Origin of the sequence: Hoeflea ulvae (genome assembly GCF_026619435.1) — a bacterium.
Lineage (GTDB): Bacteria > Pseudomonadota > Alphaproteobacteria > Rhizobiales > Rhizobiaceae > Hoeflea > Hoeflea ulvae.
Map to the genome: position 1 here is coordinate 1,087,268 of NZ_JAOVZQ010000001.1, position 14,515 is coordinate 1,101,782.

The 14,515-nt window shown below is 61.1% G+C and carries 15 protein-coding genes, 2 tRNA genes and 1 pseudogene; 16 read left to right on the top strand and 2 right to left on the bottom strand.

From position 1 onward, the window contains the following. Positions 1-155 precede the first annotated feature (155 nt). Positions 156-1,322, top strand: coding sequence for a pyridoxal phosphate-dependent aminotransferase (locus tag OEG82_RS05135; protein ID WP_267611366.1), 1,167 nt, complete (start codon positions 156-158; stop codon positions 1,320-1,322). Between the two features lie 27 nt (positions 1,323-1,349). Here the strand turns inward: OEG82_RS05135 and OEG82_RS05140 are convergent, their stop codons facing one another. Continuing rightward, a complete protein-coding gene (locus OEG82_RS05140) occupies positions 1,350-2,180 on the bottom strand; it encodes a crotonase/enoyl-CoA hydratase family protein (protein WP_267611367.1) in 831 nt (276 codons plus the stop codon). 334 nt (positions 2,181-2,514) lie between these two features. On the opposite strand from OEG82_RS05140, the gene OEG82_RS05145 reads away from it, so the two are divergent. Continuing rightward, on the top strand, positions 2,515-3,141 hold the full coding sequence (locus OEG82_RS05145; RefSeq protein ID WP_267611368.1) for a hypothetical protein: 627 nt from the start codon (positions 2,515-2,517) through the stop codon (positions 3,139-3,141). Between the two features lie 100 nt (positions 3,142-3,241). On the opposite strand, the gene OEG82_RS05150 is transcribed toward OEG82_RS05145, so the two are convergent. Further along, positions 3,242-3,316: transfer RNA gene (locus OEG82_RS05150), tRNA-Thr, on the bottom strand. A gap of 375 nt (positions 3,317-3,691) precedes the next feature. Here OEG82_RS05150 and OEG82_RS05155 point away from each other — a divergent pair. The 14 genes and pseudogenes from OEG82_RS05155 to OEG82_RS05220 all read left to right on the top strand — a co-directional run bounded on the left by OEG82_RS05155 (position 3,692) and on the right by OEG82_RS05220 (position 14,185). Continuing rightward, positions 3,692-3,898: a hypothetical protein gene (locus OEG82_RS05155; protein WP_267611369.1), complete on the top strand. Its 207-nt coding sequence runs from the start codon at positions 3,692-3,694 to the stop codon at positions 3,896-3,898. A gap of 118 nt (positions 3,899-4,016) precedes the next feature. Beyond that, on the top strand, positions 4,017-5,306 hold the full coding sequence (murA, locus tag OEG82_RS05160) for a UDP-N-acetylglucosamine 1-carboxyvinyltransferase (protein WP_267611370.1): 1,290 nt from the start codon (positions 4,017-4,019) through the stop codon (positions 5,304-5,306). Between the two features lie 124 nt (positions 5,307-5,430). Continuing rightward, the gene (locus tag OEG82_RS05165; RefSeq protein ID WP_267611371.1) at positions 5,431-5,868 is read left to right on the top strand and encodes a DUF2948 family protein; all 438 of its coding nucleotides are present in this window, start codon (positions 5,431-5,433) and stop codon (positions 5,866-5,868) included. 132 nt (positions 5,869-6,000) lie between these two features. Then, positions 6,001-7,317 carry a histidinol dehydrogenase gene (hisD, locus tag OEG82_RS05170; protein ID WP_267611372.1) on the top strand — a complete coding sequence of 439 codons (1,317 nt, stop codon included), beginning with the start codon at positions 6,001-6,003 and terminating at the stop codon, positions 7,315-7,317. Then, positions 7,314-7,789: pseudogene (locus tag OEG82_RS05175) on the top strand (UPF0262 family protein). Before hisD ends, OEG82_RS05175 begins: the two are co-directional and overlap by 4 nt. Before the next feature lie 8 nt (positions 7,790-7,797). Then, positions 7,798-8,280 (top strand): arsenate-mycothiol transferase ArsC, encoded by a 483-nt coding sequence (locus OEG82_RS05180; RefSeq protein WP_267611373.1) that lies wholly within the window; start codon positions 7,798-7,800, stop codon positions 8,278-8,280. Between the two features lie 101 nt (positions 8,281-8,381). Continuing rightward, positions 8,382-8,600, top strand: a complete 219-nt coding sequence (gene infA / locus OEG82_RS05185; RefSeq protein WP_004435948.1) for a translation initiation factor IF-1 — start codon at positions 8,382-8,384, stop codon at positions 8,598-8,600. Between the two features lie 22 nt (positions 8,601-8,622). Then, the gene (locus tag OEG82_RS05190; protein WP_267611374.1) at positions 8,623-9,243 is read left to right on the top strand and encodes a Maf-like protein; all 621 of its coding nucleotides are present in this window, start codon (positions 8,623-8,625) and stop codon (positions 9,241-9,243) included. 3 nt (positions 9,244-9,246) lie between these two features. After that, a complete protein-coding gene (yacG, locus tag OEG82_RS05195) occupies positions 9,247-9,447 on the top strand; it encodes a DNA gyrase inhibitor YacG (protein ID WP_267611375.1) in 201 nt (66 codons plus the stop codon). 153 nt (positions 9,448-9,600) lie between these two features. Further along, positions 9,601-9,676: transfer RNA gene (locus OEG82_RS05200), tRNA-Phe, on the top strand. Positions 9,677-10,010: 334 nt separating this feature from the next. Beyond that, on the top strand, positions 10,011-10,976 hold the full coding sequence (locus OEG82_RS05205) for a LysR family transcriptional regulator (protein WP_267611376.1): 966 nt from the start codon (positions 10,011-10,013) through the stop codon (positions 10,974-10,976). Between the two features lie 201 nt (positions 10,977-11,177). Further along, on the top strand, positions 11,178-12,176 hold the full coding sequence (locus OEG82_RS05210) for a Bug family tripartite tricarboxylate transporter substrate binding protein (RefSeq protein ID WP_267611377.1): 999 nt from the start codon (positions 11,178-11,180) through the stop codon (positions 12,174-12,176). Between the two features lie 84 nt (positions 12,177-12,260). Further along, positions 12,261-13,337: an Ldh family oxidoreductase gene (locus OEG82_RS05215; RefSeq protein ID WP_267611378.1), complete on the top strand. Its 1,077-nt coding sequence runs from the start codon at positions 12,261-12,263 to the stop codon at positions 13,335-13,337. A gap of 38 nt (positions 13,338-13,375) precedes the next feature. Continuing rightward, complete coding sequence (locus OEG82_RS05220; RefSeq protein ID WP_267611379.1) at positions 13,376-14,185, top strand: sugar phosphate isomerase/epimerase family protein; 810 nt, start codon at positions 13,376-13,378, stop codon at positions 14,183-14,185. The last annotated feature ends 330 nt before the right edge of the window (positions 14,186-14,515 follow it).

Sequence of the window (14,515 nt, forward strand, 5' to 3'; positions counted from 1 at the left end):
ACTCGTCGTCAGAACGCGAATATGGCTCCGGCGTTACAGTGCCGGGGCCATTTTTGTGCGGGTATCTCAGGCATAAGAAAAATCCATCGATTGATCAGCCAGCAACGGATGCAGTCATCCGCCAGACCGGCTATGACAGGCAAACGGAGTTTGCCATGAATCAGTTGGACAGCCTGAGCCGCCGCGCCATCCAAGCCCCTGAAAGCGGGATTGTCACCGTCGTCAATCACGGCCGCCTCAAGCCCGGCCTGATTCCGCTATGGGCCGGCGAGGGCGACGAGATCACGCCCGAATTCATCAGCCGCCCCGCCGCAGACGCGCTGCTGGCTGGGGAAACCTTCTACACCTGGCAACGCGGCATTCCCGAGCTCCGGCAGGCGCTGTCGGATTATCATGCCCGTCATTTCGGCCGCATCCTTCCGCTTGATAGCTTCTGCGTCACCGGCTCGGGCATGCAGGCAATCAAGATCGCCATCGAGGCGGTGGTCAATCCCGGCGATGAAGTGATCCAGATCACCCCCGCCTGGCCCAATTTTGCCGCCGCTCTGGGCATGTCCGGCGGCGTGCCGGTTGCGGCGCGGCTGGATTATGTGGATGGCCGCTGGAACATCGATCCGGACCGGATCGCCAGCGTGATCACGCCGAAAACCCGGGCGCTGTTCATCAACACGCCGTCCAATCCGACCGGCTGGACCGCAACACGGGAGGATCTGGTGGCGATTCTCGAGCTGGCGCGCAAGCACGGTCTCTGGATCATTGCCGACGAGATCTACACCCGGTTTTTCTATGCCGGCGGGCGGGCGCCGTCTTTTCTCGACATCATGAATGATGATGACCGGATCATCTTCGTCAACACGTTTTCCAAGAACTGGTCGATGACCGGCTGGCGGGTTGGCTGGATCGTGGCACCGCCCGCAATCATCCAGGTGCTCGAAAACAGCGTCCAGTACCAGACCTCCGGCGTTCCCCAGTTCATGCAAAAAGGCGCACTGGCAGCGCTTGAGCATGGCGATGCCTATGTCGAGGCGCAAATCGCCAAGGCGCGGGCGGCACGGGAGATGTTCTGCGATGCCCTGACCGGCACCAACCGGGTGGAGACCCAGAAACCGGACGGTGCCTTTTACGCGTTCTTCCGCATCGACGGGGTCACCGACACAAAAACGGCTGCCATCGACATCGTCGATCGCGCCGGGGTGGGGCTGGCGCCGGGGACAGCCTTTGGCGCGGGTGGGTCCGCCTTTCTGCGTGCCTGTTTCCTGCGCCGCCTCGATCACGTCGAGGACGCAGCGGGCCGCCTGGCAGACTATATTTCCGCGCTCTAGCAGCAACGGCTCCCAAATCCTGCCGGATCAGTCCTTGAGCGGCTTGAGATTGTCGAACACGGCCGCGCGCTTTTCTCCCCGCGCGATATAGGCTTCCTTGATGTCGTCGGGGCGCAGCATCGCCGCGTTCCACACCGAGACATAGTCGAGCGCATCGGCTGTCGAGTGATCGCGGGCATAATTGGCCATCTTCTTGCATCCGGAAACCGCCAGCGGCGAGTGGGCGGCAATCTTCCGGGCGATGGCCATCACCCCGTCAAGCAGCGCTTCAGGCGTCTCGAACACCTCGTTGACCAGGCCGATGTCCCCGGCCTTGGCGGCAGCAAGCCGTTCGGCGGTATAGGCCATCTGCCGCGCCCAGCCTTCGGGTATCAGCCGCAGCAGCCGTGGAAATGTGCCGACATCGGCGGTCATGCCGATCGCCGTTTCCTGCACCGTGAAGAATGCGTCCTCGGAGGCGTAGCGGCAATCGCAGGCGGTGGCGAGATCGACACCGGCGCCGATGGCGCCGCCCTGAATGGCGGCAAGCACCGGCTGGCGGGCGCCTTCGAGGCAGGAGAAGGTCCGCTGCAACGCCTTGATCTTGTACCGGAAGGCTTCCGCCGACACATGCGGGTTGGATCCGTCCGCATCCAGCGCGCCGCTCATGAACACCGAAATGTCCATGCCTGCGCTGAAATGCTTGCCCTCTGACGAGATCACGATGACGCGCGCCTCGGCATCGTTGGAAATGCGTTCGATCGCCTCCGGAAATTCCTTCCAGAATTCCAAAGTCATGGCATTGGCCCGCTCCGGACGGTTGAAGCGGATATGGGCGATGTGGTCGGCAATCTCGAGCGTGAAGCAGGCATAGCTCATAGCGGTCTCCCTTTGCTTCGCTTTTAACGCCTGCAAAGGGTTCGAGATACCGGCAGTTTCGCGAGGTCGCCAGAAAAATCCGGGGCAGAGCACGCCTTTTGAGCCATGGAGTGCCCACCGGCTCGGCCCGTGCGTGGTGTTTTCAAAATCCGGGAAAGATTGGTGTCCGAAAAGTCGGCAGTTTGAAGCTCGCAGTTTCATCAGATCAAGGATGTAAATGCATAAAATTCCGGCAGGTCTTGCGGAAGCATTGAAGTGCGTTGGACAGTAAGTTTATGGTTTAATCGCAGTTAAAATTCTTGAACATTCTGATTTATCGCGAGAGGGTGCAGTCATGTCTGATGAAATGGAATTCAATTTTGTCAATAAGGCTTCCGGTGATGGAGCGCCGGATGTTGTTATTAATCAGTGCAACCAACCCGGCATGAATTTTACTGAGCTCATAATTGCCTGGACGGTTATAAGAAATTGCGGCACGGGTTTCAGCCAAGGCTTTTCTCTGCCGGCCTCGCTTGATATCAGCGCGGCTGATTCCCGGGGCAACGAGACACCGCCTCAAACAGTCGGTGACGGCCAGGCCCTGGAATTGGTTGGCGATGCCTCCGGGAACATTCTCAGGCTTGCCGGGACCGGTGCAGCTTCTCCGAATGAAGTGGAGTTTCGCAACAACCTGCCGCAAGGATCGGTTGATGCCCTAGTTTACAAGGATCACAGGCTCCTGGCCAAGCAGACCGGCATTGCACCGGGTCAGAAAGCGGCCTTCAGCTTCCCTCCGCAGATATTTATCGGCGTGGTTCCAGGCATACAGGAAGGTGCGGAAATACCGGCCGCAATCATGGAACAGGCCATGAGCAGGATCGATCTGTCCGGTGTCCGGCGTGCGGATATCGTCATGACTGATGGGCGCCGGGGTGCGGACGCCTCTCCCTATGCATTTCACCTGGAGAACGTCGAGACCTGACAGCACTTGTGCCGCCGACAGGCAGAAACTGCCGCGCCAAACGCGGAAACCGCGGCATGCCCGCAAGGGTCGCGATTGTCATAAACTGAATGCAATAAAATGGTGCTGCCGGAGAGATTCGAACTCTCGACCTCTCCCTTACCAAGGGAGTGCTCTACCCCTGAGCTACGGCAGCCCTTTGCTTCAGTACCGGATTGGCGGAAAACTCCGTCAGCCGCTGTCCATGTCGCACTCTCCAAAACATCGGGAGGCTGTAAACGACTGAAGCGGCCCGCTATTGCCACAGCTTTGACAGGAGCGCAAGCCCAAACGGGCGAATGATGTGGCAACTTGAAAAATGCCTGCGCAAGGCGGGCAGAGCATGCGGAAAAACCGCGCTTTGCGTCAGCATGGAACCGCTGCATCCTGATGCGCCCGCCAAGCCGTTTCTCCCTTGTCCGGCCGGAAGGGCTGTCTTTGGGGCGCCGATCCGTGTGCGGGGGCAGGGCCGACGCTGATCCGGCCCGGCCATCTTCACCTCGGGCAGGTTTTAGGCTATCGAGGCAATGTCATGACCCAGAAAACACCGCCAGACCGGATCACCGAGGCCGAACGCCAGGCAGCCAGGCGCGCCGAGCGCAGTGCCGAGCAATTGCGTGCCAATCTGCAGCGCCGCAAGGCGCAGACGCGCGCCCGTCGCGAGGGCCGCGCCGACGAGGCCGAAGGTCTGCCCGCCGCCTCCCATACGGATGCAGCCGATGGCGACGACCCGGCTTGACCGGCGAACCCGTCCTCATGTTGCCGCATTCTTCCGGATGGTTTAAACACCGCCGCAGACATTCCCAAGCCAGCCGCCGCCGCTTCACAGGCGTGGTCTGAAACTCCAAGAGGACAGCATGGATCGCATCAGGATCGTTGGCGGAAACCCGCTCAATGGCGTCATTCCGATTTCCGGCGCGAAGAACGCGGCGCTGCCGCTGATGATCGCTTCGCTGCTTACCGATGATACGCTGACGCTGGAGAACCTGCCGCATCTGGCCGATGTCGAGCAGTTGCAGCGCATTCTCGGCAATCACGGCGTCGATATCGCCGTCGTCGGCCGCCGCGAGCGCCAGGATACAGCCTATGCCCGCACGGTGCATTTTACCGCCCGCACCATTGTCGACACCACCGCGCCCTATGAGCTTGTCTCGAAGATGCGCGCCAGTTTCTGGGTGATAGGGCCGCTGCTGGCCCGCATGGGCGTGGCCAAGGTCTCGCTGCCCGGCGGCTGCGCCATCGGCACACGCCCGGTTGACCTGTTCATTGACGGCCTTCGCCATCTCGGCGCCGAGATCAACATCGAGAACGGCTATGTCGATGCCCGCGCCCCCAAGGGCCTGATCGGTGGCCGCTACGTGTTTCCGAAGGTCTCTGTCGGCGCCACCCATGTTATGCTGATGGCGGCGACGCTGGCCAAGGGCCAGACGGTGATTGAAAACGCTGCGCGCGAGCCTGAAGTCGTCGATCTTGCCAATTGCCTGATCGCCATGGGCGCAAAGATTTCCGGCGCCGGCACCTCCACCATAACCATTGACGGCGTTACCTCGCTGTCGGGCGCGCGCCACCGGGTTCTGCCCGACCGCATCGAAACCGGCACCTATGCCATGGCCGTGGCCATGACCGGTGGCGATGTCCTGCTCGAAAACACATCTTCATCCTTGTTGGAGAACGCCCTTCTGGCGCTGCGCCGCACCGGGACCGAGATCACCCAGGAGGAGGGCGGCATTCGCGTCCGCCGCAATGGCGGCGACATATTGCCGGTCGATGTGACGACCGATCCCTTTCCAGGGTTTCCGACCGATCTCCAGGCCCAGTTCATGGCCTTGATGAGCCGCGCCAGCGGTGTGTCCCACATCACCGAGACCATCTTCGAAAACCGTTTCATGCATGTGCAGGAACTGGCGCGGCTGGGCGCCAATATCTCGCTTTCGGGACAGACCGCGACGGTGACCGGCGTGCCGACCTTGCGCGGAGCGCCGGTGATGGCGACCGATCTGCGCGCCTCAGTGTCGCTGGTCATCGCCGGCCTTGCCGCCGAGGGCGAAACCGTCGTCAACAGGGTCTATCATCTCGATCGCGGGTTTGAGCGGCTCGAGGAAAAGCTGACCAATTGCGGGGCCGTCGTCGAGCGTGTCAGCGAATAGACCCGCGCATGACAGGTAAACCGCAACCTTGTGCGCATTGCGCTTTGCGTCGCGCATACCTACCTTGCACTGCAACACACCATGTGGCGGATCGCGCCGCGGATGATGATGGATTGAGGATTTCATGGACAGTCTGAAACTGATCGCCCTTGACGACGCAGACCTGGCTGTAATTTCCGCTTGTCTGCAAGACGCCGTCTTCAAGACCGGCGACACCGCCTTTCTGGGCAAGGACCAGACCTTTACCCTCGAGGCCAACCGCTTTGTCTGGGAAGAGGGAAAGGACAAGAAGACCTTCGAACGCCGCCGTGCGGTTCTGGCGGTCAAGCAGGTGCAGGCGGTCCGGTCGCGCGGCATCGATCTCAAGGACGCCGACACGGTGCATGCGCTGCTGGCCGTGACCTTCGTGGCCGGCGACGAGGCGCCCTCCGGCGCTATCGAGCTGGTGCTGTCGGGCGGCGGGGTGATTCGCCTGGAAGTCGATTGTGTTGAAGTCCAGTTCGCCGATATTGGCGGTGGCTGGGAAACCAAGTTCAAGCCGCGCCATCCGGTCGGCGGTTGAGGCAGGGCTGCGCAGGACCCGTGTCACGGGCCTGCGCCAACGGTATTTGAGACCATGAACCAATGCGCGTCACCCGACCGGGAGTGAGAACCGCGGATTGAGACAGAGATAAGACATGATGGGGGCAGGGCATTGGTACTGAGGCTTGATTACCGGCAGCCGGATTTCGAGGCCCGTTTCGCCGCATTCCTGACCACCAAGCGCGAGGTTTCGGCAGATGTCGAAACCGATGTGCGCGCCATTGTCAGCGAAGTCCGCGCGCGCGGCGATGAAGCCCTGCATGATTTCAGCCAGCGCTTTGACGGGATCGATACCCGCAAGCTCGGTCTTGCCGTTGCTGCGGAGGAGATCGAAGCGGCCTACCGGTCGGCCGATCCGGACATCATCGCAGCCCTTGAATTTGCCCATGACCGGATTGTGAGCCACCACCAGCGGCAAATGCCGCAGGACGACCGCTATGTCGATGCGCTCGGCGTCGAACTCGGGTCGCGCTGGACGGCCATCGAGGCGGTGGGGCTCTATGTGCCTGGCGGCACCGCAAGCTATCCCAGTTCGGTGCTGATGAACGCGGTGCCGGCCAAGGTAGCGGGCGTCGAACGCATCGTCATGGTGGTGCCGGCGCGCGATGGCGCGCTCAATCCGGTGGTGCTGGCCGCGGCCCGGATCGCCGGCGTCAGCGAGATCTACCGCATCGGCGGCGCCCAGGCGATCGCCGCACTTGCCTATGGCACCGAAACCATCCGCCCGGTTGCCAAGATCATGGGGCCGGGCAATGCCTGGGTCGCTGCCGCCAAGCGCCAGGTGTTCGGCACGGTCGGCATCGACATGATCGCCGGCCCGTCGGAAGTGCTGGTGATGGCCGATCCCGACAACAATCCCGACTGGATCGCCGCCGATCTTCTGGCCCAGGCCGAGCATGATGCCGGGGCGCAATCGATCCTGATGACCCGCGACGCCGGCTTTGGCGAAGCGGTGGTCGAGGCGGTCGAGCGCCAGCTTGCGACGCTGAGCCGTTCCGAGACCGCGCGCAGGAGCTGGGCCGATTTCGGCGCGGTCATTGTCGTGCCGGGCTGGGATGTCGCCGTGCCGCTGGCCGACCGGATTGCCGCCGAGCACCTGGAAATCGCCACCGATGACGCCGAGACGCTGGCCGCCCGGATCCGCAATGCCGGTGCCATCTTCATTGGCCGCCACACGCCGGAAGTGATCGGCGATTATGTCGGCGGTTCCAACCATGTTTTGCCCACCGCGCGCTCGGCCCGGTTCTCGTCCGGCCTGTCAGTGCTTGACTATGTCAAGCGCACCTCGATTCTCAGGCTCGGTGCGGAGCAGTTGCAGTCGCTCGGCCCTGCTGCCATAACCTTGGCAAGGGCGGAAGGGCTCGATGCCCATGCCCGCTCGGTGTCGATCAGGATGAACAGCCGCGACGGGGGGCTCGGGCAGGAATGACAGCGGCGGACACCCAACGGCTCTGCGATGTCGTGCTCGATGAAACCATCGGCCGCGCCACGCCCGATGTCGAGCATGAGCGTGCCGTCGCCATTTTTGACCTGATCGAGGAAAACAGCTTCGCGCCGGTCGGCCATCAGGGGGGCCCTACAAGCTCAAGCTCTCGCTGGTTGATTCGAAGCTGGTCTTTTCCATTTCCACCCAGTCCGACGAGCCGGTCGCCACCCATATTCTCTCGCTCACGCCGTTCCGCCGGATCGTCAAGGACTATTTCATGATCTGCGAGAGCTATTACGAGGCGATTCGGTCATCGAGCCCGAGCCAGATCGAGGCGATCGACATGGGACGGCGCGGCATTCACAATGAAGGCTCGCAGACCCTGATGGACCGGCTGGACGGCAAGATCGGCATGGATTTCGACACCGCCCGGCGTCTGTTCACGCTCGTCTGCGTCCTGCACTGGCGCGGATAGGGACCGCCATGGCGGACACCGGCATCGATCCCGCCAAAGCCGCGCCCAGGTCGGGGCCCGGTGCGGTGCTGTTCGTCTGCGGCATGAACGCCATCCGGTCGCCCATGGCCGAGGCCATCGCCCGCTCGGTGCTGCCGGCGGGCACCTATGTGGCCTCCGCCGGGGTCCGTCCGGGCGAACGCGATCCCTTTGTCGACACGGTTCTGGATGAAATCGGGCTTGACCTTGGCGCGCGCCAGCCGCAAACATTGGACGAGCTTGAGGATGACTATTTCGATGTCATCGTCACCCTGGCGCCCGAGGCGCATCACCGGGCGCTGGAAATGACCCGCGGCAACGCCGTCGAGGTGATCTACTGGCCGACCCCCGACCCGACCGTGGCGACGGGAACCCGGGAGCGCATTCTTGATGCCTATCGCGAAGTTCGCGACATGCTCAAACAGCGCATCACCTCCGGCAGGGGCTGGTCACGCGGGCCTGCGGGCGGTTGAATCAATTTGGTTCACAAATCGCTCGTCATTGTGTAGGTTCCGGCCAAATTTGAGGCCAGCGCATTTTGCGCCGCCTTTTTTACAAGAAAGACAGACACTGAATGGCGAAAGAAGAAGTCCTAGAATTTCCGGGCGTGGTCACTGAACTGCTGCCGAACGCAACCTTTCGGGTCAAGCTCGAAAACGAGCACGAGATCATCGCCCACACTGCCGGACGCATGCGCAAGAACCGCATCCGGGTGCTGGCCGGCGACAAGGTACTGGTCGAGATGACGCCTTACGATCTGACGAAAGGCCGCATCACCTATCGCTTCAAATAGGCGACAGGTGTGAGGCCAGCCCATGGCACGATCGCAAAAACTCATCCTCGCTTCCGGTTCGCCGCGCCGGGTTGAACTGCTCGACCAGGCCGGCATCGCCCCCGACAGGCTGATGCCGATGGATCTCGACGAGGCTCCGCAGCGCTCGGAGCACCCGCGCTCGCTGGCGCGGCGACTTTCGCGCGAGAAGGCGGAAGCTGCCCTTGCCGAAACGCGGCTGGATCCTGCCCGGGCCGGCGCCTATATCCTGGCCGCCGACACGGTTGTCGCGGTTGGTCGCCGGATCCTGCCCAAGGCTGAACAGATCGACGAGGCCTCAAACGCTCTCTATCTGCTGTCGGGCCGCAACCATCGTGTCTTCACCGGCATCTGCCTGGTGACGCCCGACCGCACCATCCGTCAGAAGATCGTCGAGACCCGGGTGCGCTTCAAGCGCCTGTCGAAGATCGAGATCGAAAGCTACCTGGCCTCGGGCCAGTGGCGCGGCAAGGCCGGCGGCTATGCCATTCAGGGCCTTGCCGGAACCTTCGTGGTCAAGTTGGTCGGCTCCTACACCAATGTCGTCGGCCTGCCGCTCTACGAGACCACGGCGCTGCTGACCGGCGAAGGTTATGATGTGCATTTCAAATGGCTTGAAGGCTGAACCATGACTGACGGCAAAGTGACCCCGCTGCGCAAAGCCCAGCCGTGCCCGGAATGCGGGCGCCCCTCGGTGCGCGCCAGCTATCCCTTCTGTTCCGAGCGCTGCCGCGCGGTCGATCTCAACCGCTGGCTGGTGGGTGGCTACGCCATTCCGGTCACCGAGGAAGAGGACAATCAGGACGAGGATTTCGACGACCGCGGCTGACGGCAGCAGATGATTTTGCCGTCACTGTGAAAAAGCCGAAAAAGGGTGCTGGACAGTGCCTTTCAAGATGGTATAACGCGCTCGCTTTCGACGTTGGAAAACGCCTCCGTCGGCAAGCTGCTGGTGCCCGGTCTTCGGACGCGGGAACCGGATGCCCGGATAGCTCAGTTGGTAGAGCAGCGGATTGAAAATCCGCGTGTCGGTGGTTCAAATCCGCCTCCGGGCACCATTTGTTTTCACTAAAAACAGATATTTTGGTGTATGCGCCTGATGGGCGCTCTGGTTCGACAACACGCTGGACCAGGGCAACTGGTGGCCGGTTTTCGCGGCCATCTGATAGCCGCGTCCGCCGATTGAGCGCGTTATGAATATGCCGGCACATCCCGTCCGGGCAGAACCGTTTGCAACAACAATGGCCCGTGCCTTTCGGCGGAAAACTGCGCGTCGGCCACGCCTGCAGGCGAACAAGATGCTACGATGGACACTAGCGACCCGACTCGGTAGAAGCATTTTTCTCGAGGCTGTCTTTCTGCATTGAAGCGGTTCGATGCGAGGAAAAATAATTGAATCTGCGCCAACTGCATTATTTCGCAAGAGCTGTCGAAACCCGGAACCTGACCAAGGCGGCCGAAATGCTGTCCGTTGCGCAGCCGGCCTTGGGGTTTCAGATCAAGCTGCTCGAAGAGGAACTCGGCGTTCCGCTTCTGATCAGGCATTCGCGCGGAGTCTCGCCCACGACGCCTGGCAACCTGCTTTACGACCGGGCGCTGGAAATCTTGAACTATGTCGAGAACACTCGGCAAGAGATCTCGGCTTTTGGCAACGGCGAGCGCGAAAGCCTTATTTTGGGACTTACCAACGGCACCACTGCTCTGCTCGGCATGGACATCCTGAAGGACGTCCGCAAGGCAATTCCACATCTGCAATTGAGCCTCGTGGAAGAGATGAGCGTTCTGCTGATTGACGCGCTGGAGCGTAATGAGATCGACGTGGCCATTGCCTATGACGTGCCTGACAAGCCGAACCTGATCAGGGTTCCGTTGATGAGTGAAGAGGTGCTGTTTCTGCAATCTGCCGCAGAAGAGCACGAGACTGACCCCATGACCTTTTCAGAGGCCGTGAAACATCCTTTGGCTCTTGCCAATGAACGCGATAATATTCGGCAAAATGTGCAGGAGACAGCGGACAGACTCGGCCTCTCCGTCGAAATCGTTTACGAAGCTCAGTCGATCACCATGCTGAAACAACTCGTGGCCGAAGGCGGGGTTGCAACGATCATGCCTTACGCCAGCGCGATTGACGAAATCACTCTGGGCGGTCTCCGCATGCGGCGTATATTTGACCCGCCGATAAAGCGAACGCTCTTTCTTGTGACAACGTCTCGACGAATACCGCTCTCACAAGAAGCTGCTTTTCTTGATTTTCTGGGTGCGGCGATCTTGCGCTTCAGCGAAGCGCTCGGTCCATTGGCCGAGCCGTTTCCGGTGCTCAAGCAAGGCCTTTCACAAGCATATTCGACGCACACCTGAAATCCCAAACCGACCTGATCGCGAGAGCAAGAAGTCTTGCCATGTGATTTGCTTTGGGCTGACCCAAACAAACGGTTTTTGAAGTTGGCCGGATTTCAAGCAAGAGTGCGCCACGAGATCGGAAAGCGCGGAACGCTCTAGCCGGCCTTGGTTGCACGCGTAGGAGGCCTGTGCGGCAGGAATAACAACGGGAGGATGAACATGACCCTGAATTCGAATCTTAACCGGCGGCGCTTTATTCAATCAACGGCGGCGGGTGTGGCCGTGCTGTCGACACCGTCGATCCTGTATGCCCAAGGATATCCCAGCGGACCAGTGACAATCGTATGCGGATTCTCGCCTGGCGGTACGACCGACGCATTGGCGCGCATGGTTGCCAATTACATGAGCCAGAAGTTCGGTCAGCCTTTCGTGGTCGAGAACATAACCGGTGCTGCAGGCACAATCGGCATGACTTCTGTGGCCAACGCCGAACCCGATGGCCAGACTCTGCTTTTTACTGCCGTCGGGCAGATCGCCGTATCGCCTCATACCTTCCCCGGCCTGACGGTCGATCCGGTGAACGGCCTCGAGCATATCTCGATGCTGGCCGAAGGTGATTTCGTTTTGACCGTGAACCCGGAAGTTCCGGTACAGAACATTGCTGAGTTCATCGCACTGGCCAAGGAGAAGCCTAACTCGATGTTCTATGGTACCGCTGGTGCGGGCGGTAACTTGCATCTGTTTCTTGAAGCGTTCCTGCTTGCCGCGGATGTCAAGTTGAAGGGTGTCCACTATTCCGGCGGTTCTGCGCTGATGCCTGACGTCCTGAACAATCAGGTTCAGCTTGCCCTGAGTTCCTATCCTGTTGCTGGTCCACAAATAGAGGCGGGCAATTTGCGTCCACTGCTGATCATCGGGAAACAGCGCAACGCGAACCTGCCGGACGTGCCGACCGCCGCAGAAGCGGGCCTTCCGGAACTGTCAACCCTCAACGACTGGTTCGGACTGCATGCGCCCGCCGGAACGCCGGACAGTATCATCCAGGCGCTTGCAGAGGGCATGAAAGAAGCCGCCGAGACGGACGAGATCAAAGCCCGGCTGCAATCGGGTGCCCTGCGTACGGCCGCGAGCACACCCGAAGAGTTTCGGGCACGGATCGAAAAGGACTTCGAGTACTACGGACGCGTGGCCAAGGAAGCCAACGTGATCGTACAATAGGTCCAGCCTTCCTTCTGCTGGCGCCGCATCGTGCCGAACGGCGCCAGCAATCTCTGTTCCCATATTCAAGAAGGGGATCTGCAAATGACGGCAGAGACTCGCACCATTGACTTGCCTGATCTTCACCGCTGGGTCGCCGAAGCGTTTCGCTCTGCCGGCCTCGGAAAGAAAGAAGCCGAGATCATGTCCGATTGCCTGACCGAAGCGGATAGCCGCGGCGCGTCTTCGCATGGCGTGATCCGCGTTCCGTTTCTTGTCGCGCGGCTGCGCGACGGCGGTGCCCGTGCTGATGCCTCGCCACAGCTGCTGACCGAAGCCCCCGCCTCTGCCGTGGTCGATGGCGACGCCGCGCTTGGGCCAATCAGCGCCCATTTCGCGATGACACTGGCCACGCGCAAGGCGGCGGCTTGCGGGGTCGGCTTCGTCGCCGTGCGCAACAGCGATTTCATAGGCACCTGCGCGCATTCCGCGATGATCGCGCTGCGTCATTCGATGATCGGGATGACCTGGACCAATGGTTTTCCTGGCATGGCGCCCTTTTCCGGCGCTGGCGCAGCCATTGGCAACAACCCTTTCGGTTTTGCTATTCCCACTGGATCGGGCGAGCCGGTGGTCCTTGACATGGCGATGAGCTGCGTTGCCGGCGGCCGGGTGCGTCACGCTGCTAAACGCGGCGAGGATATACCCGAGGGCTGGATTGTAGATTCCGAAGGGCGCGATACAAACGACCCGAACCAGCTAGCCGCCGGGGGAGCGCTGCTGTCGCTGGGTCACAAGGGCTTCGGTCTTGCGGTGATTGGCGAGATCCTGTGTGGTGTACTGGCCGGTGCAGCAATCCTCGGAGAGATCCCGGAATGGTTCCGCGAAACGGATAAGCCCGTTGGCAACGGTCATGTGCACTTGGCCATCGATATCAAGCGGTTTGTCCGGCCCGAGGACTTTGTGAAGCGGATGAACGAACTCGCGACGCTACTGAAACAGACGCCTGCGCGGGACGGACATGACGAAGTCCTGTTGCCAGGCGAGCGTTCTGTCAGATGTGCGGCCTGGCATCGGCGCCACGGGCTGGACCTGCCGCGCCAGGTGGCAGACGATCTGGTGACGCTGGCTGGAAGACTCGGTATCGCAGCACCGCAATTCCGGTCGGGCGCCACGGTCTGACACCACGTCCTGAAATACCGAACGGAGACATGCCTCAGATGCGAACCCTGCTTGCCCACCTCACACTGAGCACCACCGCCGAGCAAACCGTGGACGCAGCTGCATTTGCCGGATTCGACGGTGTCGGCATCCGGATTTGCGGCCGTAACCTACACGACGACAGCTTCGTCAGCCTGATCGGGGATCGTGCTGCGATCCGCAGTTTGCGACGCACCGCGGAAAGTGGTGGCGTCGAGATCCATAACATTTCTGCCTATCAGTTCTATCCCGATCTCACGAAAGATCACCTGGACCGCGTCGTTGACACTGCAGGCGAGATCGGAGCGAAAGTGCTGGTGGTCAACTGCTTCATCGAGGATGAGGCGCTCGCGCTTGATCTGTTCTCGCACTATGCCATGCGGGCCCGGGAGGCCGGGCTGCGACTGGCGCTTGAGTTCCTTCCCTACAGTGTGATCGTTGACCTGAGAGCGGCCGAGCGGTTCCTCAAACTGAGCGGGGCGAGCGATGCCGGCATCCTGTTGGACGCGCTTCATCTGGAAAGGTCAGGGGACGTGCCGGCGGATATTGCCCGTGTCGATCCTGAAAAAATCGTCTTTGCTCAACTCTGCGACGCAAAAGCAGGCACCGGTGAGCGGGATCCGGCCAAGTTGATGCAGGAGGCCCGCACTGCCCGGCTGCGGCTCGGCGCTGGCGATCTGCCGTTGCGGGCCTTCGTGGAAGCGCTCCCTGTCGGGTTGGACCTGGAATACGAGGTGGCGGATCTTGCGAACAAGCATCTTCCGCCACGAGAAAGGGCCGTGGCCGCCAAAGCCGACTTCGATGCATTCCGCGCGTCTGTCGTCGCATGAAGCGATGATCCGCAGGAACGGCCAAGGAAGTGACAAGATGGCAATGGGCCCCTCAAGATGGGCGGTCTGGGCTGCGATACATGAACCCCGGTCACGGCAAGGCTTGGCGGAAATACATACGGGTCGAAGGGGCGGCAGTCACCAGGCCGATATCTCATTGGGTGGGCGGGTCGGTTGAAGATTTCGTCACCGGAGATGTTGCATATGGCGTGATCAGCGACAAACCGTTCCTGGCAGTGGAGGGGGATGAATTGAGTAAGCCAAGGTTTGTCGAGACGTCGTATCAGCTGGGCAGTGCGCCCGAACGCCCCGGTCGCGGGCACCAACACT

What these genes read in the sequence shown, in the direction of transcription:
- OEG82_RS05135 (WP_267611366.1), top strand. Translation starts at nt 156, where the DNA reads ATGAATCAGTTGGACAGCCTGAGCCGCCGCGCCATCCAAGCCCCTGAA.
- OEG82_RS05140 (WP_267611367.1), bottom strand. Translation starts at nt 2,180, where the DNA reads ATGAGCTATGCCTGCTTCACGCTCGAGATTGCCGACCACATCGCCCAT.
- OEG82_RS05145 (WP_267611368.1), top strand. Translation starts at nt 2,515, where the DNA reads ATGTCTGATGAAATGGAATTCAATTTTGTCAATAAGGCTTCCGGTGAT.
- OEG82_RS05155 (WP_267611369.1), top strand. Translation starts at nt 3,692, where the DNA reads ATGACCCAGAAAACACCGCCAGACCGGATCACCGAGGCCGAACGCCAG.
- murA (WP_267611370.1), top strand. Translation starts at nt 4,017, where the DNA reads ATGGATCGCATCAGGATCGTTGGCGGAAACCCGCTCAATGGCGTCATT.
- OEG82_RS05165 (WP_267611371.1), top strand. Translation starts at nt 5,431, where the DNA reads ATGGACAGTCTGAAACTGATCGCCCTTGACGACGCAGACCTGGCTGTA.
- OEG82_RS05180 (WP_267611373.1), top strand. Translation starts at nt 7,798, where the DNA reads ATGGCGGACACCGGCATCGATCCCGCCAAAGCCGCGCCCAGGTCGGGG.
- infA (WP_004435948.1), top strand. Translation starts at nt 8,382, where the DNA reads ATGGCGAAAGAAGAAGTCCTAGAATTTCCGGGCGTGGTCACTGAACTG.
- OEG82_RS05190 (WP_267611374.1), top strand. Translation starts at nt 8,623, where the DNA reads ATGGCACGATCGCAAAAACTCATCCTCGCTTCCGGTTCGCCGCGCCGG.
- yacG (WP_267611375.1), top strand. Translation starts at nt 9,247, where the DNA reads ATGACTGACGGCAAAGTGACCCCGCTGCGCAAAGCCCAGCCGTGCCCG.
- OEG82_RS05210 (WP_267611377.1), top strand. Translation starts at nt 11,178, where the DNA reads ATGACCCTGAATTCGAATCTTAACCGGCGGCGCTTTATTCAATCAACG.
- OEG82_RS05215 (WP_267611378.1), top strand. Translation starts at nt 12,261, where the DNA reads ATGACGGCAGAGACTCGCACCATTGACTTGCCTGATCTTCACCGCTGG.
- OEG82_RS05220 (WP_267611379.1), top strand. Translation starts at nt 13,376, where the DNA reads ATGCGAACCCTGCTTGCCCACCTCACACTGAGCACCACCGCCGAGCAA.